A 24,018-nucleotide genomic window follows, 5' to 3' on the forward strand; every position below is an offset into this window, starting at 1 on the left:
AGGCCGGACGCACCGCGCTCGGTGTCCTGGCCGCCTTTTGCGATGGCGATTGGGGACCGCTGGTCGAGGAGGGAGTGCCGGCGTCAGGTGTTGTAACGGGTCAGCCAGTGGAAGGCGTCGAGCCTGGCCTCGCGCTCGCTCGACCAGCTCGGACCATCAAGATCCAAGTCTCTCCGCTGTCCAAAAAATCCGGGGTCAATGCGCGGGCCCTGTGGTGAGCGGCATCCGCTACCCGCGCCTGTCAGTCAGTCAGTCAGTCAGTCAGCTGAGGATGAGGTTCGGCCGATGTTGAGAGTGATGTTGGAGAAATCACGCCCCTGGAAGACCTCGCGCTGATTTCCACCGCTGATGTGGTTGTGGACTTCGTTGGAGGCTGGGCCCATGGCCTGTGCTCGCTGCCACCATTCCTCAAGGAGGCTCCGGAACTCGGCGTCGAGTGCTGCCCGCACGCCCAGTGCTGTGGCCAGCGCTTGCGCGTGAACAGGGTCGGTAGGTGACTCTTCCAGCAGGGTCAGTTCTGCTATGCCCGAGCTCACGCCGGGAGCCTCGGTTACCTCCTGCGTCTCCCCGCGGCGGAAGGGGCGCCGGACGAGATCGGAGAGCCCCTGCCAGGCGTGTCGGCCCGCTTCCCCACCGAGTCCTCCTGCCAGCGCTGCGAGGGCGGCCGCCGTGATGGGGTCCATGGGTGCGCTCCCTGGGTCGAGTTCCCTGGAGCCACGATAGGAGTGCGGGGGCTCCGCCGCAGCAGATGCGTCGATAATCGGCCATCCCTCGGCCTGAATACTTCACTTTCCGGCCATAGAGGACCATGAGAGCCCCCGAACGCTTCCTCCGGCTGTGCTGTCTCTCCGTCACTTCTCATCCACCGGAAGCAGTGTCGAGGAACGGCGGAGGAGACGTACAACAGTCTCAGCGGGCAGGCCGACGTGGTGATCCAGGCCGGGAGCATTGGTGAGTTGCCCCAACACATCAGCGGAGCTCCTGAGGTTCAGCCCCCCACCTTTTCAGCTGCCGCCTTCCTTGCGTACTTCGAGGACCGGCGGCCGAGCAGGAGCGCATCGCACGCGCCGCCGAGTGCCATGTGGACCATCCGGCGCCGCTGGTCGTTGCGTTGATCGGGATCGGCGGGGCGGCAAGACGGCCGTGGGCTTCCACATGGCCCGTCGGCTCAGCGAGAAGTAGCCCAACGGGGCGCTATGCGTCGACCTCGACGATGTGCGCCGGGACGGGGTGGTGGAGGTGGGGATGCGATCGGCGATCTACTGACCGGCTTGGGCCTTGCCCCCGAGTGCCTGGAGTGGTCGTTTGCGAGTCGTAGAAAGTAGTACTGGTCGCGTACCCGGGTCAAGGGACTCATCGTGGTCATCGACAACGCCCGGTACGGGACACAAGCCCTGCCGCTCCTTCCGGCATCCGCCGCGAGTGTGGCTGTTGTGACGAGCCGGGGCCCGCTCTACGACCTCGACGGCGTGGCCACGGTCGAAGTGCCTGTGAACCCGCTCGCGACGGACGACGCGGTGCGGCCTTTCGGGTACATCGTGGAGGGCCACCGGCTCTCGGCTCTCGGCTCCCGGCCCCCGGCGGAGCCGGATGCCGCGGCGGAGCTCGCCCGTGGCTGTGGTGGTCTGCCGGCAGCACTCCAAGCGGCCGGCCACTGACTCAGAAGGTGCCGCCGGCGCAGCCTGTCCAGGCTCGTTGCAGGCCTGACCGCGGAGCTGCGCGAGGGGGGCATTCCCATGGTCGAGGCCGTTTGGGATGCCGCGTATGAGGCGCTGGGGCCGGATGCCGCGCGCCTTTACCGCCTGCTGCCGCAGTATCCCGCACCCGCTATCGCCGCCCCGGCAGCCGCGGCACTCCTGGGCGGTGGGGTGGAACGGGCCGAGGACGCACTGGAAGAGCTGGAGTCGAACGGACTGCTGGAGAACCGGACAGAGGGCTACCGGATGCACGACCTGCTGGCCTTCGAGGACGGGTTGTACGAGGATGCGTGGGCCCTGTGCGAACTGCTGTGGACCCACTTCCTCAACCACCCGCACTACGCTGATGTGACACGGACACCTTCCGTACGGCGTGGCGGCGGCCGATCGTCTGGAACACTTGCCGGCGATAATCCGGATGCGGTGTCAGTTGGCCCGAGCGCTCTGGGAACTGGAGCGGTACGAGGAGGCCGCGGAGCAGATGCGGCACGCGCTCAGCGCCGCCGAGTCTCTGGGCGCTTCGCCACAGGAACGCAAGCTGAAGGCGTCGGCGATCGGGTTCCTGGGGTTCTTGAAGTCGGCGACGGGCGACTGGGCGGCGGCCAGTGGAGACTTCGAATCGTCCCGGCAGATCCACGCAGAGATCGGGAACGGGTACGGCGTGCTGCTCCAGACCTACCTGCTGGGCCGCACCGCACTGAGCCTGGGCGAGGCTGGGCAGGCGGTCGCTCTCTTGCGTGGGGCGCACGGTAGGGAACAGGAACAGGAACGGGAGCGGCTGGCCGCGCGGACCGGATTCGAACTCGGGCGGGCGCTGAGGCGTGCCGGACGCGCAGCGAAAGCGGACGATCTCGTCCGTGTGGCGCTGGAGAACGCACGCGAGCGGGGTTCCGCTACCGATGAGGTGGGCGTCTTGGACGAACTGGCCGCCCTCGCGGACGAGCTGGGAGACAGGCGATGCGGAGCAGCACTGGACGGCCGCTCGGTTGCTGGTCGCGCGCTCCGGGGCTCTGGCGGGCGAGGGGCAGAGCTCGTAGTCGAGGTCTGCTTGGTCAGCCGGGAGCAGACGGATCCGTACGTGAGCGGCCCGGTGTCGCAGACCATCGACACCGGCGGTGTCCATCGTTCGTTTTGGCACCCAGCCAGGCGCGGACCGCCGAGACCACGGCCGCCGGATCGGCGCGCAGTACCCGGCCGTCGGTTCTGCACGGCTCGATGCGGACACTGAGCGGTCCTGCTGAGCGGTCCTGCTGAGCGGTGCCTGATCAGGCACCGCTCGGGGCTGAGGATCGCGGCCGCGGTCCGGCACCCGGGAGCCTCGTTCAGCGCCCGCATGGTCCATCCGGCTGCCGCCCAGGCGCTGGTGTGAGGCGCCGGGGTGGCGGGACGGACCCGGCGCCACAGCACCACCGCGCTCTGCTGGTGGCGCTGGTCTGCCGTGGGGTGTTCGGCCGCCAAGTGGTGCACCGCTGTGGAGGTGAACGGAGGGAACCGTTCCATGGTGATCACGTCATCTGAGACATCGGCCCGCACCGCGAAGGCTGGAGGCCGCGAGGGTACGGTCACCGGCACGGGCAGGGGGTGCGGCACTGCGGGGACGGCTGACGGCCGCAATTCCAGTTGCCGGTAGAGCTCTCGGCGGAGCCGGGGCGGGGATTGGCGCTGCAGGGCGAAAGCGGAGTCAGCGATTCCGTGGGTGTCCTGAACCTGGGCCGCTCGGAGGGCGGCCAGGCCGGCGGCCTGGGACAGCCGAGGAACCTGTGCCAGCATCCGATCCATGGCGTTGCCTGGGATCAGCTCATGTCCTCCGTCATGCGCTCCGATGGCGGGGCAGCTCAGCGCGGCCGCATGGAGGGTGGGGGACCCCGTGTGGGTGACCACCGCGTCTGCCGCGATCAGGAGGGCAGCCCACTCCTCGTGGGGTCTGGCCAGGACCAGGCCGGCCCGCAGGGCAGGGGAGAGATGCCGGAAGAGGCCCAAGGAACCGGCCCGGCGGTGGTCGTTGGGGGTGGAGGATGAGGGCGAGTTGGTGCGCGTCGTGAGGGAGGCTGCCGAGGAGCCCGCCCGGCAGCTCCGGCCGCCGGGCGAGCAGGGACTCGGGTCCCCAGGTGGAGGTAGGCACGATCAGCCGACGTCGGCCCGTACCCAGGGCGGAGCGGTATGCCTCGCGATGCGCGAGCGAGCCGAGCAGCCGGTCCGTGGTCGGGTCGCCTCCTACAGTCCCCCGGGCGGGGGCCGAAGGACCGAGGGAGCGGCGGCCGAGGTCGGGGTGTCACCCGCGGTCGGGGCACGGTGGTTTCGCCACGCTGGGGCGTGCGACCGAACCGTTCGCCGATGCAGTCTTGCCACCGGATCTGCCGTCAGGTCCGGTGCGACGTAGACGCGGTGGCGGAGTTGACCTCGTCAAGTGCCCGCCGTACCTCATCCAGGTTCTGTGCGAGTTGGGGTGCGAGGGTCCTCAGGGAGCTCGTGTGGTCGCGCAGATCGAGGTGCTGGTTCCACAGCACGGTCCGCCCCTGCTCCAGGTGCCGCAGGGCGCCCTCCGCGTCCCTCGTGGCCAGCCCGACCGCGGCGGCCTCGCTCGCCACGGGAGCCTGCCGCATCAGCCCGTGCTCCTGGTCGGAGCGGCTCAGACCACGCCAAGCGACGAGCGGCAGCAGAGCGCAGGCCTGGCCGTAGCCCTCGGCAGCGGAGTCCCAGGCTCCGCGCTGTGCGGCGAATTCCGCCCACTGCCTGGCGCAAGCCAGCCGGAGCCGCACGGGTGAACCCGTGGAGCCCGCACCGGACTTCCACGCCTCGACGGCCGTAGCGGCCGCATCACCGTCGCCCTCCACGTCGAACCTGGCCCGGAGGACCGAGCCGAGGTTCAACGCGGCGCCGGCCAGGGCCGGATGACGGCGTGGAAGGGCTGCGACCGCTTCCTCACAGACGCGGACGGCTTCCTGTAGGTCGCTCGGGTGCCCGTCGTGTTCGAAGCGTCGCAGCAATACCAGCCCCAGCGTGCTGAGATCTCCTGCGCGGTTGGGGTGTTCGAGGGCTTCCTCCGCGGCTTGCGAGAGCGCGGTGATGGCAAGGGTGAGGTCCCCGGTATCCGCGCGTCCGCTCATGCGGTGCCGGTGGTCGAAACGGCTGAGGAGCGCCGTGGCGTAGTTGCGGACGCGGTTCGCCCGCGAGGGGTGGCCCGGCGGGGACAGTTCCACCGCGCGCCGGGCCGTGTCCGCGGCGAGATCGAGGTCGTCGCCGTCGTCCTCGATGTCCCCGCGCACACGCAGAATGCTGCTCGCGTTGGAGAGCAGCACGGCCAGAGAGACGGGATCGTCGGCGAGTAGAGCCTGGCCTCGGAGGGCGTGCCGGGAGGCTGCGGTGGCACCGTCCAGGTCGTCCCGGGCACCCAGCAGTTCGAATCGGTCGTGCAACGTGGCGGCCAGGTTCTGCCATCGGATGACGGCGCTAGGGTCACCGGGGACGGTGGCTGCCACGGCTTCCCGGCAGGCGGCCACGGCCCCTTCGATGTCCCCGCGCGCGTTGGCCAGCGTCGCGCGCACCGCACGGGCGATGCCCAGGTTGGTGTGATTCTGCGCGTAGAAGGGATCGCCGGGCGTGGCCGCTGAAGCGGCCTGCTCGCACAGTGCGACGGCGACGTCGATGTCGTCCACGCTCGCTTCGGCGAGGAAGCGGGCGGTCAGCGCCGCTCCGAGCTTTCCGAGTACCGTGGCGCGCAAGGGGTGTTCATCCGGCGCGGCCTCGACTGCGGCCGTATGGGCGGAGACCGCCCACTCCAGGTCCTCGAGGTGACCGAGACGTTCGAAACGGGCGTGCAGGGAGTCCGCGAAGTTGGCCAGGCAGCCGGGCCGGTCGGACGCTTCCAGCGGGCACACGGAGACGGCCTGCGCCCCGGTGGAGACGGCTCGGTCCAGCTCGTCCGTGCCGAATCGCTCGGCCCGCATCCGGTAGGCGAGGCCCAGGTTGGACAGCCGCGCGGCCAGGTTGCCGCTCCCTTCCGGCGTGGCACGGGCCGCGTCCTCCAGGAGGCCGACCGCCCGGTTCAGCACGTCCGCGTCGGGATGCGTCCGGGCCTGGCCCAGGAGGTCGGCGCCCAGCAGAGCCAATCCGTCGTCGAAGCCTGCGCCGAGTGCGGCGAACATGCCGTCCGCCACCAGTTCCGGCGAGGCGAGACGTACCTCGGTCAGGAGCCGCAGCGCCACGAACCGTTCCTCCTCGCCGGCCCCCGACAGAAAGCGCAGGGCCCGAAGGACGGCCACCGCGTGCACGACTTCGACCGGTGACGTGCCGTCGGGAGTCGTCGAGACCTGCAGCAGCAGGTCCGCTTCGGTCAGTGCGCTCGGGTCCAGCAGTGCGCGGCTGTCGCCCTCGCCTCCCGCGTGGATTCGTCGCCGGAGTGCGTCCAGCAGGACGTTCGCCTCTGCCGGATCCGTCACGCGTCGGCGTCCTCGTGCAGCAGCACGCGCAGCAGGTCGGCGGCGCCCTGCTGGGTAATGCTGTCCACGACGTAGTGATCGGCCACCCCGGGCGTGAAACTCAGCGGAATCTCTTCCGGCGACCGCCCGGGCAGGACGACGGGAAGGATCTTCTTGAGCCATGTGTCCGGGTCCCGGTGCTGGACGTCGACCAGGCGCCTGTACTCGGAGCGCAGGCCCAGCCGTGTTCCCTTCGGCAGGGTGCCGTCCCCGGCCTGACGGTAGGAGGGGGAGGCGATGACGAGGACAAAGTCCGCGCGCAGGATCTGCCGGGTGGTCCAGATCTCCCACAGTCGGCGCTCGTGCAGTCCCTCTTGGTCGAAACGGACGTCGAGGCCGTTGTTGCGGAGCAGCTCGTACAGGCTCCGGACGGCTGCCTTGTGGGCCTCCGACTCATGGGCGTACGAGATGAAGACGCGTGCCTCGGTACCTCGCGGTCGGCTGCGGGTGTCGGTAAGGGTCGGGGTGCCGGTCTGGTCGGTGGGCGATGGCGGCAGGCGTACGCGGAAGGCGTCGTCGCGGGACGCGGGACGCAGCCGCAGATCCGGATCGAGCTCGATGTGATGCCTGCCGTTGGCGATCACCTGCACCTCCTCCCACGTGGCCGGCACGACGAGAACGAAGCAGCCGGTGTGCGACCCGGGCAGGACCTTTCCGGTGTGTCGCCACTTGACGAGGTCACCGCCGAGCCCGAAACAGTCGATCTGCGGGGTGATCGCGGGCATTGCGATGGTGGTCGCGGGGGAACCGGCCGGCCAGCCGTGGCTTTCGCCGTTCCTTTGCACGAAGTGCAGTTGAGGAGTCAGCGCGTACATCCCGGGGGCTGCGGGATCGGTCACGTTGCGGGGCACCGCGTCAACGATGACGGCTTCACCCACGAAGCCGAACTCGACCTCGGCCCAGGCGAGTTCGGGGGCATCGGCCTCTAGGTCGAACTCGTAGTTCGTCCGCACCAGGTACGCGGCCCGTCCGGCCAGCTCGGGCGGGGTGGGCACTAGTCGGTGGATCTGCCAGGCACGTAACTGGATCGCCCCGATGGCGATCCTGTTGGGGGCGGTCTCCACCGACTTGGTCGACGGGGTCAGGTAGAGCGGAATGTCACCGAGGCCGTCCCGATCGCTCATCGCGTCCATGCGTTTCTCCATATGCCGACTTCTCTGGCGCAGCCGCACAGTACGGTAATTGTCAGGCAAACGGTGTAGGAATCGACTCGGACGGGCCGGTGCGCGTGACCGCTGACGCATGGGAACATCATTCGCGACAGGTCGACCGGCGGATGGCCCTGGCCAGGGAATGGGACGACCTGGTCGAGCAGGTCCGCGCGATCGACGACTTCCAGGACTTCCTGCGGCCGCCGCCCCTGGAATCCCTGCTTCAGGCCGCGGAGCACGGGACCGTCGTCGTCATCAACATCAGCCGCTGGCGCTGTGACGCGCTCATCGTCCACAGCCGGGGCTTGGAGACGCTGCCCCTGCCCGACCTCACCGCGGACGAGGTCTCCCGCCGGGTGGCGGACTACCTGCGGGTACTGCAGGACGGACTGACAACCGTGCCCGGGACGTCGTTCCGTGAGGCCATCGAGGCACGCCGACAGGCCCTTCGAGAGCGTGAGGACGTGCTGCGCTCGACCATGGAGTGGCTGTGGGACGCGGTGACCGGCCCCGTGCTGGACGCTCTGCGCATTACCGGCCCGCCCGAGGCCGGCAAGTCACCGCCGCGTCTGTGGTGGTGTCCGACGGGACTGCTCACCTTGCTGCCCCTGCACGGGGCCGGCTACCACTCGGCCGAGAGCGGATGTGCGGTCGTCGACCGTGTGGTGTCGTCCTACACGCCGACCCTCAGGGCACTGAACGAAGCCTCGAAGCCCCTCCAGGAACACGCGGACCGCTCACGGCAACTGCTTTTCGTGGGCGTGCCCGACGTGCCGGACCAACTCCAACTGGCCCAGGACGTCGCGCGGGAACACGACTTCCTTCAGGCGCGGTTTCCCGGCGGCGTCAGGGTGCTTGAGGGCCCGGACGCTACCATGGAGAGTGTGCAGGCGGCGCTGTCCAGCCATCGCTGGGTCCACCTCAGCTGCCACGGCCAACAGAACCTCAACGATCCTTCCGCGGCCGGACTCGTCCTCTCGGACGGGACCCTCACTGTCACCCGGCTCAGTTCCACCCGCTACACGGGAGACTTCGCCTTCCTGTCGGCGTGCCGGACGGCTGCCGGCGGTCTCAACCTGCCGGACGAGGCGATCACCCTCGCTGCCGCTCTCAACTACACCGGATACCGGCACGTCGTGGCGACTCTCTGGTCGGTGGACCCGGCGGTCGCCGCGGACGTCACGGCTGCCGTCTACCCCGAGTTGATCGATGAGGAGGGCCGATTCCGCCCGGACCGGGCGGCGTTCGCCGTGCACGAGGCCGTGCGGCTCCTGCGTGCCGAGCGACGGCCCCTGGACGACTGGTTGCCGTTCACCCACACCGGACCCTGAGCCTGCACCGTGGAAAGGATGAGGACCCTGGACGACCGGAACGCACAGGAATCCGGCGGAGACCCCGCATGGTGGGAACCGCTCGACGAGGCGCGCGCACGCATCGCCGCGTATCTGACGGACGGACAGGGAGGCGGACTGACGCGACCGGACGTCCCGGAACTGGCCGAGCGGCTGTGGACACGGGCGAGAGGTGACGACGGTGGAGTCCCGGTGGAAGTGGCCGTGATCGTGGCCGAGTTGTACTGGCGCCGGCACCAGGCGAGCCGCGGGCCGGAGAACGGCAGCGAGGACCTGGGGCACGCCGTCTCTCTGTACACGATGATTGCGGAGGTGGCGGGCGACGCCGCCGTCCCCGAGCCGCTACGGCCGCTCGTGGCCCAGGCTGCGGCGCAGGTCGCGGCTGGCGCGTCACTCGCCCCGACGGACGCCCTGCTCGACGAGGCCATAGACCGGCTGGAGGCCGCGCACAGCGGCGATCCCGCCGCACACCTTGACGAGGCGATCGCCCTCTTCCGCACCCTGCTGGACGACGAGCGCCGGCTTCCGCAGGGCGACGCCCGTCGCCCTGCGGCCCTGTCCAACCTCGGGATGGCGTTGCGGATGCGTGCCGAACGGACCGAGCAGGGCCGGCTCGCCGACGTCGACGAGTCCGTACGACTGACCCGCGAGGCCCTGCGGCAAGGCGACGCCGACGACCGGGCAGCCTTCCTCGGCAACCTGATGACCAGCCTCGGTACCCGGTACGCCTGGACCGGGGACGATGCCGATCTCGCCGAAGCGGTCCTCGTGGGTGAGGAAGCCGTCTACGCCACCTCCCGTGACGACCCCAGCTGGGCCTCCCACGCCTCGAACCTCAGCGGGCTGCTGCGCATCCGCTTCGACGTGCGCGGCACCGGGCCGGACCTGGACGAGGCGGTGCGGCTGAGCGCGGAGGCGGCCGGGGCGACCCCGGACCACGCCCCCGCCCGTTCCCTGCGCTGGTCGAACCTGAGCAACGCACTTGCCGCGCGCTTCGATCTGCGCAGGCATCCGGACGACCTGGATGCCGCCGTAGATGCCGGACGCAGGGCGGTCCTCGCGGCCGCCTCCCAGCCGGGGCTCCAGGCGCCGGTCGTCGCCAACTTGGGCAACCTGCTGCTGACGCGCTTCGAGCACTGGGGTGAGACAGCGGACCTCGACGAGGCGATCCGGCGGGGCCACGACAGCCTGGCCGCGGGACGTATCGGTGCGCCCGCCGAGGCCGCCCTCCGCTCGAACCTCGGCAACGCCCACCGCTGCCGCTTCGACAGGGCGCGGGATCCCCAGGATCTCGTCCTGGCCCTGTCGATGACCCGAAGGGCCGCGGCGGCCACGGGGGAGCACGAACCGCAGCGGGCGAGCAGGTGGTCCAACCATGCGATGGCACTGATGTCCGCCTACGAGCACTCCCACGACCTGGAGTACCTTCAAGAGGCGATCGCGGCGGGCCGGGCAGCGGTCGAAGCCACCGGAAGCGACGAGATCCGGGGTTCCAAGTACCTGTCCAATCTCGCGATCCTGCTGGCCACCCGTCGCTTGCCGGGCGATCTGGAGGAGGCCATGGCAGCGGCGACGTCCGCCGTCACCATGGTGCCGCCCCACGACCCCGCCCGTGCGATCCGTCTCTTCAACCTCGCGGGTGTCCTCCTTGACTGCGCACAGCGGGCCGAGGACGGAGGGGCTTCCCGCAGGGCCGCGTTCGAGCGCTACCAGCAGGCGGCGGACTTGATGACCGCGGCGACATCGGTTCGGTTGACGGCCGCTCAAAGGGCGGGCGAGCAGGCTGCCGAGGACGGGGACTGGGCCTCGGCTCTTGCGTCCTACGCCAATGCCGTGGCGCTGCTGGAGCGTCTGGTCACCCGACGCATCTCCCGGCGCAGTAGGGAGAAGCAACTTGCCGGTCACGTCCAGCTCGCGGGCGACGCGGCTGCCACCGCCCTCTCGTTCGAGGCACCGGACCGGGCGGTCGTGCTTCTGGAGCGGGGCAGAGGAGTGCTGTGGTCCCAGATGCTCGACCTGGGACCGAATCCCGAGTTCGCGGCCCGGCATCCGGAACTCGCCGGGCGCCTGGCCGATGTGGCCTCGGCCCTGGACTGACCTGCGCGCAGGCTGGCAACCAAGGACCGCTATGCGTTGCCCGACCGGCAATGCGAGCGGGCGAAGCCTCTCAGTGACCGCCTGTGACCCGCTGCACCTCGTCGACGAGCCGGTTCCACAGTTCCTCGAACAGCTCCTCCTTCGTGTATGACGTCACGCTCGGGGTCATGCCGAAGACCGACAGGTTGTGCATTTCCGGTTTGGGTACTCCGGCCGCCCGGTCGAAAGTCGCCGAGGCGGTGCCGTTGCTGTACCGATACCAACCACGGGGTGCGAGCACGAAATTGAGCACGTCGCCGCGGCCCATGGCGCCGAACCGGATGTCGATCCCGTAGAGGATTCTTCCGTGCCGCTCGACGCGAACCCGCACCTCCGACTGGGAGTTTCGGACCGTGTACACGAAACCGAACTCACCCATCAGCGGCGCGGCCACCTTGAATTGCTCGGTGAGGTAGCAGAAAGACCATTCGGCACCAGGTACTTGCTGAAGTTCCCGGGAGTCGGCACGGGCATGCGCAGCGCCGGCGTCGTGCTGCCGACCGGCGAGGCCCCCCCGTCTGCCGGGCACCGCCGGCGCCCTTGACCCTCTGCTCGAAGCCCGAGCCAGTTCATCCGCGGTGTAGTCATCGCATTGGAGAAACCCGACCGCCGGGCCCAGCAGTTCCTGAGGGATGACCACGTCCCCGATCGTCACCGGCAGAATGTAGTCGTCGGGGTTTTCGGTCGACGGAACCAGCATCGCCATGAACTCGTCCATCGGATACGGCTTTGCCAGGTAATCCTTCGAAAGGAAACGCGCGACATACCGTGCCTGGCTGCCGTTGTACGCCTTGCGGAAGCTCTGATGAGATTGCGGCCCCACGGATCGATGGTCCGATCGCGGTCGTGAAGCACGGTCAGCCCGCGACTCCTGCAGGCTTCCAGCGCGTGTTCGACCTAGTTTCGCTGCTCGCCGGCGAACGAGACGCCGAGATCGTAAACATGCCCCTGATGACTCACGGGTTGAGCCTACGATGCCTCGGGGACCTGACAGGAGGTACGTGTCACCTGTCCGAGACAGGGGAGGAACCATGCGGCATGGTCTCGAACGGGGCCTGTGGAAAGGGGGAGTGGTGACGAGGGAGCCCGCGCCAGGCACTGACAACAGGATCAGCGGCGGAACGTTCCACGGCATCGTCATCCAGGCGGGCAGCGTCACTCTCACCGCTCCGCCGGCGTCGGCCCCTCTCCTGGGCGCGATTGCCGCGCCCTCGACCGTTTTCATCGGCCGGGACGCCGAGTTGACCGCCACACTGGACACGATACGACCGGACCGGGAGACCGGAACCCGCGTCGGCCTGGTGAGCGGTCCCGCCGGCGTCGGGAAGAGCGAACTGCTGCTGCACGCCGCTCACGCCGCGCTCGCACGGGGGTGGTTTCCCGGCGGGGTGCTCTCCATCGACCTCCAGGGATACACGGACGGCCTGCCGCCGCTCACGCCCGGTGAGGCGCTCGGGCGCCTGCTCCACCGGCTGGGCATGCCGGTGGACACCATCCCCGGGCATGTGGAGGACCGGGCTGCCGCCTACCGGGGGTGCCTCGAGGAACGCTCAGTACTCGTGCTGCTCGACAACGCCGTTGACAGCTCGCAGGTCCGCCCGCTCCTGCCGTCCGGCGGCTGTGCCGCCCTGGTGACGAGCCGCCACCGACTGCCGGCGCTGGACGACGTGCATCGGATCACGCTCGACCCCCTTCAGCTGGAGGCAGCTTGTGAACTTCTCCTCGCCGCGTCCTTGTCCGACGTGGAGGCGGAGGCCGAGATACGGGCGAGCCGGTCGCATGCGCGTAAGATCGCCGCCCACTGCGGAGGGCTGCCACTCGCTCTGCGGGTCGCAGCCGCGCGCGTACGGGGACAGGCGCCCGGGCAGTTCGAGGAACTCGCGGGGTGGCTGGACGATGAACGGAAGAGGCTGGTTGAACTGGACGACGGCGAACGCACCGTCACCGCGGCGTTCCGGGCCTCATACGAACGGCTCGGCGACGACCGGCAGCTGCTGTTCTCGCTGTGCGGCCTGCATCCCGGACCGCGGTTCGATGTCCACGCCGCGGCCGCTCTCGCCGACCTGCCGGTGCGTGACGTACGGCGTCTGATGCAGGACCTGCGAAATTCTCACCTCGTCACGGCGGACGGTGTCGGCCACTACCGGCTGCACGACCTGCTCCATGCCTACGCCCGCACCCGTGCCCACGAGGACATCGCCGACGAGGCCCTCCGGGCGGCCACGGACCGGCTGATCGACTACTACCTGTACACCGCCGACTGCGCCGATCTGGCGGTGGCGCCAGGGCGTTACCGGCTGCCCCACTCGGTCGGCAGGCCACCCCGCTCGACGCCGGACGTCGACGAACGACCGGCCGCACTGGCCTGGTTCGCCGACGAACTGCCCCACCTCACCGCACTGCTTAGGGTCGCCGCCACCACCACGGAGCCCTCGCGGTGCTGGCTGCTGGCCGACGCGATGCGCGGCTTCTTCTTCCACGTCAAGGCCTGGGACAGCTGGCTGGACACCCTGCAGGTGGCGCTCGACGTGGCGACGGCTGCGGGAGAACCGCGGGTGCAGGGCGTTCTGCACAACAGCATGGGAATCGCGCTCATCGAGCAGGACCGGTCGCCAGACGCGGCCCGGCACTATCGCGCGGCGGAAGAGCTCTTCGAAGCGGCGGGCGATCCGCACGGGGTCGCCACGTCGGTGGAGAACCGCGCCTGGGTCCACCAGTACGCTGGCGACTACGCGGCGGCCCTCGCCGACCACCAGAAGGCACTCGGCGTCTACCAGGGCCTCGGTGCCCGGCGGAACGAGGCGATCGTTCTGCGGGGCATGGCGTTGGCGCAGATCGAACTCGGACGGTCCGAGGAGGCGGTCGCACATCTGACGCAGGCGCTCGGCGTCTTCCGGGAGCTCGGCCTGGACCTCGACGCCGCGATGGCCCTGAACGGCCTGGGCGAGGCGCACACCCGGGCCGGTGACGCCGCAGCGGCACGGCAGTACCACCTGCTGGCGCTGCGGCAGAGCCGGGCCTGCGGCAGCGTCTTCGAGGAGGCCCGGGCCCGCGACGGACTCGGCACGCTGAGCGCACCGGACAGGCCCGCGCACGCCGCGCACCATTGGCGACGGGCACTGCTCCACTACGAGGCCCTGCGTTCCCCCGCTGCCGAGCGGGTCCGGGCGCGACTCGACGCGCTGCGGGAGCCGAGTTCGTGATCGACGGGAAGGGGCACCCTTTGCGAGCGGACGCCGAGGACTTCGACGTTTTCTTCTGCTATTCCTGGAAGGACAGGACCCGGGCCGACGAACTGGTTCGGCGTCTGTCCGAACAGAGGTTGAACGGCAGGCCGTTGCGGGTGTTCCAGGACCATCGTGCCCTCGAGGACTACGACACGATCTCCGAATCCGTCCAGGAGGGTCTGTGGCGCTCGCGGTGCCTGGTGGTTCTCTTCTCCGAAGAGACGCTCAGGAGCTACTACTGCCGCGGCGAACTGCGCTGCGCACTCTCGGCCGCCCACCACTTGGACGGCTCGACCCAACGGGTGATGCCGATCCTCCACCACACGCGGTACGAGGACGTGCGGCCGCGGATCCTGGGCTCTGTCAGGCTGCCGGACCCGCAGACGTCCTCCGACGAGGATCTCGTCAGCTCGGTCGTCGCCCGCGTTCGGCAGACCGACGCCCGTACGTTGGGTGAGGCCCCGGAGCTCGGGGAACCCGACTGGTATCCGTCTTCCCTGGTCGGCAACCGGGCGTTCCGAGGAAGGGACGTCGAACTCCTCGAGGTCTACGACGCCCTGCGAACACACCGGGAACCCGGTGTCGGGGGAATGGCGGTGGCACGCGTCGTCGGGCTCGGCGGCCAGGGCAAGACGACTCTTGCCGAACAGTACGCGCGAGAGTTCGCGGCTGACTACCCCGGTGGCGTTTTCGTACTGCGAGGCTTCGGCAGCCACCTCGCCGGTCGAACCGACGGCCACCACGTGCGGTCGCGGCACGCCGACCAGGTCGTGGGTTTCGCCGGGACGATGAGGGTTCCGGGCTTGGACGGCCTGGACCGGCCCGCGGTGCTGGGCGCGTTCCGCGAACACCTCAGGCGGCGTGCGCAGCCCTACCTGTGGATCGTCGACGATCTTCCTGCAGGCCTGGACGAAATCACGTTCCGCGCCCTCCTCGCTCCGACACCGGACGGGCACACCCTGGTGACCACGCGATACCGGTCTGCGGCCGAGGAGTATCCCTGGGGCGGCGAGGTCCACCTCGGCGAGCTCGACAGGGGGGCGTCCCTGAGCCTGCTGACCAGACACCTGGCGCCGGCCGACCGTGGTGAGGTGAGGTCGGCACTGGCCGTGGCTGAGAAGCTCGGACACCACGCCCAGGCCGTTGCGGTCGCCGCCGGACTCGTGGCCGACCCGGAGCAGGGAGGCTTCAGCGGGCTCCTGGAGGCGATCGACGCACCGGGTCCGGATGCCATGGAACTCGCCTCCCGTCTCGGCCGTGACCTCCCCACCGGGTACGGCGCGAGTATCGCCTCGACCATGCTGCGCAGCATCGACCGCCTCGACGACCAGGGGCGCGAGGTCCTGCGGGTGGCGAGCCTGCTCGCACCGACCCCGCTGCCGCAACAGCTGGTGGAGGGGACCGTCGTGCGCACCGACGACAAGGCGCGGTCCGCGGTCCGTGAACGCGTCGGCACCGGCTTCGCGAACGCCGTGGACAAGTCCCTCGCCGAAGCCCTCGTGCTCCCTTCCGCGGACGGGGGCGGGCTGTGGACGGTGCACACGCTCGTGAGCCGCACCCTGCGCTTCGCCGACACCGACCTCGATCGCCGGGACAGCCTTCGGCAAGGGGCCCTCCAGGAGCTGACCGAGGCACTCGAAGAGAGCAAGGCCCGTTTCGTCCACCGACTGCTGACCCACCATGTGCCCCACGTCCAGGAACTCCTGCAGAGCATGGAGGGTGAGGACATCTGGCACCTGACGAACGAGGCGAGCCGTGTGTACGCGGAGCTGGGCGACGGACGGGGAGCCCTGGCCCTCTACCAGCGGCTCCACGAAGCGTGTACGCGAGTTCTGGGACCCCACCACCAGATCACCCTGAAGACACTCGCGGGACTGGGCATCGCGCACGGACTGGTCGGCGACCACGACAGCGCGCTGGCGTGCAAGCGCGATGCGTACCAAGGGTTGGCCGCCGTTCTCGGTGAACACGATCCGGAAGTGCTCACCGCACGCAACAACGTCGCCGTGACCATGAGCGACCGAGGTGACTCGACTGCGGCTCGTGCGGAGTACGCCGAGATCTACCGGATCCGGCGCCGGGTGCTGAACGTACAGCACCCGGACACCCTCATGGCCCTCGGCAACTACGCGATCGAGGTCGGCAGGTGCGGCAACCACCGACTCGCTCAGAGGCTCAAGTACTCCGTCCACGTACGGAGCCGCGTGATCCACGGTGAGCAGGACCCGAGGACTCTCGACGCGCTCCACAACCTCGCCGCCAGCACCGCGGCCCTGGGGGACCGGGCCACGGCACACGGCCTGCTCGTCCAGGTCACCGAGGCACGCCGGGAGGTCCTGGGCGCCGACCACGTGGACACGCTCACCTCCCAGGAAGGCGCGGCCGTGACGTCCGCGGTGCGGGACGAGGCCCTCGGCCTGCTGCGGGACGCCTACCGGGTCCGCCTGGCCGTTCAGGGGCCGGCACATCCGGATGCGACACGCACGCTGCGCATCCTGCTGGAGTGGAGCCTGCCCGTGGAAAGCGTCGCGGCGGCACGCGCCCGGTCGGACGCCGCAGAGCCGGAGTACGACGCGATCGTCGCGGGTCTCCTCGCGCTCGAACTGCAGGAGGGACTGGTCACGGAGCTGGGCCACGACCACGTCGAGACCGCCGTGGCCACCTGCCACCTCGCGCACGCCCTCGCCCTGCAGGGACCAGGGATGAACGCAGATCTCCTGATAGCCGACGCGGCCACCGGCCTCGCCGAGACACTGGGAGAGGCCGCCGCGTGGACCCGCAGCGCGAGGAGCCTCCAGACGTGGATCCAGGACGTGGAGGAAGAAACCTGATCCGATGCGGACCAAGACGGTGTGCTGGCCGAGGGTCCCGGACGAGGCGCGAGAGGCATGGCCACTGGCAACGGCGCAGGGGTGCGGGATGAGATCAATCCTCGTTGCCAGATCGCAGTCGCGTCGCGCTGGGGTGTGGACCGGGCCAGGGCAAGGCGTTCGGGCTCTCACCCAGGACGTTGACTTCGAGCGCGGCGTCATCAGGGTCGGCAGGCAGGCCCGGCTCTTTGCCGCGCGACCGGAACGGAAGAGCTCCTCCCTCCAGCAGAGGCGGTCAAGGCCGCGAGGAGCCGCTATGCCGCGCGCATCGACCAGATCGCGACGCAACGCTACGGCTCCCTTCCGACCAGCGGTGATGGCGCCCATACGGAGCGGCGCGCATGGGACGCGGCCCGGCGGCGCGTCGAGCAGTCGTAGCGGCAACGTACGGCGCAGCGGCAGGAGCGGCTATCCATCACATTTCAGCATGAAATGGGTAGCTCCTGCCTGGCCGGACCTCCAGCGTCGTGGTCGAATCCAAGCCGACGAGACACCCCCACCGATATCGATCGTGTGCGCGAAGAAGAGGGGGGTCGAGCCCACCTTGCCCTTGGGGGAGGGCGGTTCCCCAAGAGGCGGCCCACGAAGCTACCGGTCGGTCCAACTGGCGCAAAACGTAATGCAGTTATTCAACAGCACTTAATATGACGGCCTGTGCCAGTGGCACAGGTGCCTCGTCAGCATCCGCGCTTGCCGCACGCCACGCCTCTGTCCGTTCTGGACGGAGAGATACGGAGCAACTCCTCCCGTGTATCTCGACAGCTACTCCGCGCGCGGTTTCCGCTCCCTGGCCCACGTTACGGACATCCCGATCAGCCGGCCCACCGTCCTGGCCGGCCGCAACGACGGCGGCAAGAGCGCGGTGCTGACCGCGCTGGCCTTCCTCCTCGGCACCCACCGCCTGACCGACGAGGACCGCACCTACGCGCAGGACGAGGAAGGCACCAAGGGACGACGGTGCGCCGAAACCTGGGTGGAGGGCCAATTCCGGCTCGACGCCGAGGAACAGCTCCACAACGGGCTCGGCGAACACGTGCGCATCCGTCGGCGCTCACGACTGGGAGAGGCGACCTGCCTGGAGCACTTCGGCAGCCAGCCCGCCGATCCGCAACTGCGCGACCTGGGACGGCTGCTCAAGCCGGCACTGACGGCGCTCGTCGCCGAATACGGCCTGTCCCCGGCGGGAACCCTCAAGGAAGACCTCCTCGCAGAGCTGACGGCACACGCCAGGACGGTTCCTCAGGACCAGGGATGGCAGCCACTGCCCAAAGCGCTCGAGGAACGACTCCCGCGGCTCTTGTCGTTCGGCGGGAAGGACGAGCGCCCCGACGACGCCGTACGCACCGCTCTGAGCAGCAGCTACAAGACGCACCTGGAAGACGAGACCCTTCAGGGCCGCGTCCGGGAGATCGAGGGGGAGATCACCCAGCGGCTGGAGAAGGAAGCCGACTCCCTGTGCCACCACATCCGCCAGCACTGCACCGAATACCTCAGCGTCAACGTCAAGCCCATGGTCTCCTTCAAAGGAGGCTTCCAAGGCGCCCCGCTGCACGTATCCCGAGCAGACGGCGAACCCGTCGACCTGACACGCGCCGGCCAGGGCAGCACCCGCCGTATCGCCCTGGCGGTATGGGAATGGACCAGCAACCTCCTGGAGAACGCCGAACTGACCGCCTCCACGGAACAGGGAAGCACCCAGCCCACGCAGACCATCGTGGTCTACGACGAGCCCGACACCCACCTTGACTACCGCCACCAGCGCACGGTCATGGACATCATCCGCAAGCAGTGCACCCTGCCCCACGTCAGCGTCATGGTCGCCACCCACTCGATGAACCTCATCGACGGCGTCGACATCGCCGACGTCGTCCACCTGAGCCTGGGATCCGGCGGGCGCACCGTCATCGAACGCCTCGACGACGACCAGCACGACGGGATCGACTTCCACCTCGGCCAGATCGCGGCATCCCTGGGGCTGCGCAACTCCGTCCTCCTCCACGAGCGCTGCTTCCTGGCCGTCGAGGGCGACACAGAGCAAAAGAGCCTGCCGCTGCTGTTCCGCCTGGCCCAAAACATGTCCCTCCAGGCAGCGGGCATTGCCCTATGGGGCTGCGAAAACAACGAGGGAGCCCTTCACCTGGCCCGCTACCTCGTCAAACACCGGCGCACCGTGATGCTGATGGTGGACGCCGACAGCCGCACCAACAAACTCTTCAAAGACGAACGTCTCCGGCGCGCCGGCCTCGACCTCGAAAAGCACGTCTCCTACGTCGGAGAAGCCGAAGGCTACAACGAGCTCGAAGAACTCTTCAGCGACGATCAATGGGCCCATGCCGCCAACACCCACTGGCCCCGCCCGGCCCCGCACACCTGGCAAGCCGATGATTTCACCGCCCACCGCGCAGGCAAGAAATTCAGCGCCCGCATTCTCGACATGATCCAAAACCAGGCCGGAGACAACAGCCCCAACGGCAAACCCGCCATGGTCTACGGGCTGGCCACCACCCTCACCACGGCCCAGGACGTGCCCCGTCAGCTCCGGGACATCTTCGCCCACCTGCAACAACTCGCTCACTGATCCGGCGCCGACCGCCGGGCACGACGCGCCCGCATACGCTCCTTGCGCTGTTCGTCGGTCGGCGTTTCCCACACGTGCCAGCCAACCGATTCCACCCATTGACGGGCATGGTTCCGAGCATCGATCCCGCACCACCTGCACCCGCCCGGCGAGGGAACGCAGGCAGCACGAGCAGACCTTGGAGAGGACATCTCTCCTCCTTCCCACGTTCTCCATCTTCCCTGCCGACACTGACAATCACGCTGAGCGACAAAACCGAGGTGCATGCGCATGAGGTTTCTCCACACATCCGATTGGCACCTGGGACGCCGATTCCATTCGGAAGACCTGATTCCCGCCCAGCGCACCTTCCTCGACCACCTCACCGACACCGCCCGCACCCAGAACATCGACGCAATCTTGGTCGCCGGCGACATCTACGACCGGGCCATCCCCAGCCTCGACGCCGTACGCCTGTTCAGCCACGCCCTGCACGAGCTCGCGGACCTCAACGTGCCGATCATCATGATCAGCGGAAACCACGACTCCGCCCACCGCCTCGGCGTCGCATCCGGCCTCCTGGCACGTACCGGAATCCACCTGCGCACCGACCCGGCCACCTGCGACACCCCCGTCCTCCTGGAAGACGCCGACGGCCCCGTCGCCGTCTACGGCATCCCCTACCTCGAGCCGTCGATGGCCCGCACCCCGCTGGAAGCCGGGGCCACCTCCCACCACGCCGTACTGAGCGCGGCCCTGGACCGCATCCGCACCGACCTCGCCCACAACCAGCCGGCCGGCACCCGCTCCGTCGTCCTCGCCCACGCCTTCGTCACCCCAGGCACCGGACAACCCGAAGAACGCGAAACGACCGAGGAATCCACCAGCGAACGCGACATCACCGTCGGCGGCGTCGCCCACGTGGGCGCCGACCTCTTCAACGGCATCGACTACGTGGCCCTCGGCCACCTGCACGGCGCCCAGCGCATCACCGACCGCGTCCACTACAGCGGCTCCCCCCTCGCCTACTCCTTCTCCGAAGCCCACCACAGCAAATCGATCACCCTGGTCGACCTCGCCCCAGGAACCACCCCCACCCTCACCCACCAGCCCTGCCCCGTCCCGCGCCGTCTGGAACGCGTCACCGGCTTCATCGACGACCTCCTGACCCACCCCACCTACGAGCCGCTCAAGGACGCCTGGCTCGAGGTCACCCTCACCGACACCGCCCTCCCCTTCGAGGCCATGGCCCGCCTGCGCCGCCGCTTCCCCCACACCGCCACCCTCAAGCACAGGCCCGCCCGCATCCCCGCCCAGAACACGACCACCCCCACCTACAGCGACCGCATCCGGGGCCGCAGCGACCTCGACATCACCAGCGACTTCATCCACAACATGCGCGGCACCGCCCCCACCCCGGACGAAGACGCCCTGCTCCAACAAGCCGTCGAAGCCTCCCGCCTGAACGAACAGCACAAGGAAACCGTCTGATGCGCCTGCACAACCTGCGCCTGCAGGCCTTCGGCCCCTTCGCCGCCACCCACACCGTCGACTTCGACGCCCTGTCCGCCGACGGCCTCTTCCTCCTGCACGGCGACACCGGCGCCGGCAAGAGCACCATCTTCGCCGCCATCTGCTTCGCCCTCTACGGCAAACCCCCCGGCGACCGCGACCTCCTACTGCGCAGCCACCACGCTCCCGCAGACCTCCTGACCGAGATCACCCTGGAGGTCACCCTCGCGGGCCGCCGCCTGCGCATCCACCGAACCCCCGCCCAGATGCGCCCCAAGCGCTCCGGCGAAGGCGAGACCCCCCACAAGCCCGAGACCCGCCTCAGCGAATGGGCCGCCGACACCCACGGCCAGGGCCACTGGGAAGCATCCAGCAAATCCCACCAGGAAGCCTCCGCCGAGATCACCGACCTCCTGGGCATGAGCCGGGACCAGTTCTGCCAGGTCGTCCTCCTACCCCAGAACGAATTCACCAAGTTCCTCCACGCCGACGCCCACGGCCGGCGCGAACTCCTCGGCAAACTCTTCCGCACCGGCCGCTTCTCCTTCATCGAACGCTGGCTCAACGACCACAGCCGCACCACCGAGAAGAACCGCGACGCCGCCCGCGCCGACGTACTCCGCCTGGCCGAACGCATCCACCAGGCCGCCGGAAACGACCTCTCGACCGAACACACCGCGCCCACCCCCGAGGACCCCCACACCCTCACCGCACCCGCACGCGCCTGGGCCCAGGACCTCCTCCACGCCAGCCACACCCACCACGACCAGACACTCCAGGCAGCCGCAACGGCCAAGGAAAACCTGACCCGACAGCAGAGCCTCGAAGCCGCGGCACGCGAACTCCACCAGCAGCAAGCCACCTACGCCAGCGCCCGGCAACAACTCGACCTGCTCCAGGAACAGACACCGCACCAAGACACCCTGGTCCAACGCCGCGACCGGGCCCGCCGCGCCCAGCGAGCAGCACCACAACTACACGCAGCCGACACCGCTGCGGACGACCACGCCCGCACCCAGCGCGCCGAACGCAGCACCCGCGAACACCTGCTGCCCGACCACACGGACCTGGACGCCGGTCAGCTGGAAACCGCCGAGCAGCGCACCCGCGCCGAAGCCGCCGTCCTGACCGCCCTCATCCCCGAAGAAGACACCGTCCGCCGACTGACCGCAGAGCTGCAGCGCGTCGACACCGACCGGCAGGACTTCGCCACCCAGCAACGCGCCTCCCAGGACTGGCTCGAGGCAGAGCCCGACCGGCGCCGCGCCCTCGAAGTCCGACGGGACGCCGCCCGCCAGGCCGAACAAGAAAGCCGTCGCCACCACGACACCCTCAACAGCCTGGGGGCCCGCATCGAAGCCGCCAAGCGCCGCGATACCCACCTCGGACACGTCGCCAAGGCCGAACAACACCTGGCAGACGCACAAAAAGCTACCACCCGGACCGGCCAGACCTACCTCACCATCCGCCGCCAGCGCACCGAAGGCATGGCCGCCGAACTCGCCGCCGCCCTCACCGACGGCACCCCCTGCCCGGTCTGCGGTTCCTGCACCCACCCGGCCCCCGCAGCCCCCCAAGACGGACAGCCCACACGCCAGGACGAACACGACGCCGAAGCCGTCCACGAACAGGCCAAGGCCGCACAGGAAGCCGCCGCGGCCGCCCTGCACGACCTCCGCGAACAGGCAGCCACCGCCACCGGAGAAGCCGGCGAGACCTCACTGACCGACCTGCAAACCCAACACACCGCACTCGACGCCGAGCTGGCCGAAACCCTCGACCGCGCGGCCGACCAGGGCACCGTAGAAGAAGAACTCCGCACGCTCGACACCGAGCACACGGCCCGGACCGAGCAACACAACAGCGCAACGGCCGGCCTGTCCGCCCGCAATGCCGACTACGACACCCTCACCCAGCAACTCACCGAGCTGACCGGCAAACTCACGACAGCCCGTGGCACCCACCCCACCGTCGCCGCCCGCGCCGACGAACTCACCCGCACCGCCAACCGCCTCAAGGAAGCCGCCGAAGCCTCCCGCAGCCTCGCCGCCGCCGTCCAGACCCTCACCCACCGCACCAACCAGGCCACCGCCGCCGCCAAGGCCCACAACTTCGACACCCTGACACTCGCCCAGCAGGCCCTCCTCAGCGACGAAGACCTACACGCCATCGAAGAAGAGATCACCCGGTGGCGCGAGGACTGCGCCGTACACACCGCAGTCCTGGAAAACCCGACACTTCAGCAGGCCGCCACACAGCCCCCCGCCGACCTCGACACCGCCACGGCCGCACGGGCCGCCACGGACGACCAGCACGCCGCCGCAGCCGCTGCCGCCAGCGCCGCCCACGCCCGCAACCAGGCCCTCACCGCCCTGGCCGCCGAACTCGACACCGCCGTCCAACGCCTCGGCCCGCTCGAACAGGCCCACACCACCGCACGTCACCTGGCCGAACTCGTCACCGGCAACTCACCCAGCGCCCGCATCCGCATGCAACTGGAGGCCTACGTCCTGGCCGCCCGACTCGAAGAAGTCGTCACCGCAGCCAACACCCGCCTGCACATCATGTCCGAAGGCCGCTACACCCTCTCCCACTCCGACCACCAAGCCGCCCGCGGCGCACGCTCCGGCCTCGGCCTTCAGATCACCGACTCCTGGACCGGCCGCCCCCGCAAGACGGACACCCTCTCCGGCGGCGAATCCTTCTTCGCCTCCCTCTCCCTCGCCCTGGGACTAGCCGACGTCGTCACCCACGAAGCCGGCGGCAACCCCCTGGACACCCTCTTCATCGACGAGGGCTTCGGCACGCTCGACGAAGACACCCTCCTCAAAGTCCTCGACGTCCTGGACTCCCTGCACGCCCACGACCGCACCGTCGGCGTCATCAGCCACGTCCCCGAACTGCGCCGCCGCATCGCCCAACGCCTCCACGTCCACAAAAGCCCGACCGGCTCCACCCTCACCCACCTGACCGAAGCAGCCGGATAGCCGGACGCCCACCCACGGACAGGACCCGGGAACCCGTCCTGCCCGCAGGTT

At 69.3% G+C, this 24,018-nt stretch carries 13 protein-coding genes; 9 read left to right on the plus strand and 4 right to left on the minus strand.

Annotated elements, in window-relative coordinates; all coding sequences use genetic code 11:
- Positions 1–257: 257 nt before the first annotated feature.
- Entirely contained in the window at positions 258–683 is a 426-nt protein-coding gene (locus OG594_RS22265) for a hypothetical protein (protein WP_266601677.1), read from the minus strand.
- Positions 684–1,358: 675 nt separating this feature from the next.
- Here OG594_RS22265 and OG594_RS22270 point away from each other — a divergent pair.
- The gene (locus OG594_RS22270; RefSeq protein ID WP_266601679.1) at positions 1,359–1,658 is read left to right on the plus strand and encodes a hypothetical protein; all 300 of its coding nucleotides are present in this window, start codon (positions 1,359–1,361) and stop codon (positions 1,656–1,658) included.
- Positions 1,659–2,070: 412 nt separating this feature from the next.
- Positions 2,071–2,925 (plus strand): hypothetical protein, encoded by an 855-nt coding sequence (locus OG594_RS22275; RefSeq protein ID WP_266601681.1) that lies wholly within the window; start codon positions 2,071–2,073, stop codon positions 2,923–2,925.
- A 1,132-nt stretch (positions 2,926–4,057) separates the two neighbouring features.
- Here the strand turns inward: OG594_RS22275 and OG594_RS22280 are convergent.
- Both OG594_RS22280 and OG594_RS22285 read right to left on the minus strand, forming a co-directional pair.
- On the minus strand, positions 4,058–6,136 hold the full coding sequence (locus OG594_RS22280) for a hypothetical protein (RefSeq protein WP_266601683.1): 2,079 nt from the start codon (positions 6,134–6,136) through the stop codon (positions 4,058–4,060).
- Positions 6,133–7,308, minus strand: a complete 1,176-nt coding sequence (locus OG594_RS22285; RefSeq protein WP_266601685.1) for a toll/interleukin-1 receptor domain-containing protein — start codon at positions 7,306–7,308, stop codon at positions 6,133–6,135. Before OG594_RS22285 ends, OG594_RS22280 begins: the two co-directional genes overlap by 4 nt.
- A gap of 95 nt (positions 7,309–7,403) precedes the next feature.
- Here OG594_RS22285 and OG594_RS22290 point away from each other — a divergent pair, with 95 nt between their 5' ends.
- Positions 7,404–8,657, plus strand: coding sequence for a CHAT domain-containing protein (locus OG594_RS22290; protein ID WP_266601687.1), 1,254 nt, complete (start codon positions 7,404–7,406; stop codon positions 8,655–8,657).
- Between the two features lie 18 nt (positions 8,658–8,675).
- Entirely contained in the window at positions 8,676–10,775 is a 2,100-nt protein-coding gene (locus tag OG594_RS22295; protein ID WP_266601689.1) for a hypothetical protein, read from the plus strand.
- A 70-nt stretch (positions 10,776–10,845) separates the two neighbouring features.
- Here the strand turns inward: OG594_RS22295 and OG594_RS22300 are convergent, their stop codons facing one another.
- Complete coding sequence (locus OG594_RS22300) at positions 10,846–11,637, minus strand: hypothetical protein (RefSeq protein ID WP_266601691.1); 792 nt, start codon at positions 11,635–11,637, stop codon at positions 10,846–10,848.
- A gap of 418 nt (positions 11,638–12,055) precedes the next feature.
- Here OG594_RS22300 and OG594_RS22305 point away from each other — a divergent pair, with 418 nt between their 5' ends.
- From OG594_RS22305 to OG594_RS22325, 5 genes are all read left to right on the plus strand, one after another.
- Entirely contained in the window at positions 12,056–14,017 is a 1,962-nt protein-coding gene (locus tag OG594_RS22305; protein ID WP_266601693.1) for a tetratricopeptide repeat protein, read from the plus strand.
- Positions 14,018–14,037: 20 nt separating this feature from the next.
- On the plus strand, positions 14,038–16,872 hold the full coding sequence (locus OG594_RS22310) for a tetratricopeptide repeat protein (protein WP_266601695.1): 2,835 nt from the start codon (positions 14,038–14,040) through the stop codon (positions 16,870–16,872).
- A 787-nt stretch (positions 16,873–17,659) separates the two neighbouring features.
- On the plus strand, positions 17,660–19,489 hold the full coding sequence (locus tag OG594_RS22315) for an ATP-dependent endonuclease (RefSeq protein WP_266601697.1): 1,830 nt from the start codon (positions 17,660–17,662) through the stop codon (positions 19,487–19,489).
- A gap of 270 nt (positions 19,490–19,759) precedes the next feature.
- Positions 19,760–20,959 (plus strand): exonuclease SbcCD subunit D, encoded by a 1,200-nt coding sequence (locus tag OG594_RS22320; protein WP_266601699.1) that lies wholly within the window; start codon positions 19,760–19,762, stop codon positions 20,957–20,959.
- Positions 20,959–23,967 carry an SMC family ATPase gene (locus OG594_RS22325; RefSeq protein ID WP_266601701.1) on the plus strand — a complete coding sequence of 1,003 codons (3,009 nt, stop codon included), beginning with the start codon at positions 20,959–20,961 and terminating at the stop codon, positions 23,965–23,967. The genes OG594_RS22320 and OG594_RS22325 overlap by 1 nt, the downstream gene beginning before the upstream one ends.
- The last annotated feature ends 51 nt before the right edge of the window (positions 23,968–24,018 follow it).

Origin of the sequence: Streptomyces sp. NBC_01214 (assembly GCF_026340975.1) — a bacterium.
In the GTDB taxonomy this organism is placed as follows: domain Bacteria; phylum Actinomycetota; class Actinomycetes; order Streptomycetales; family Streptomycetaceae; genus Streptomyces.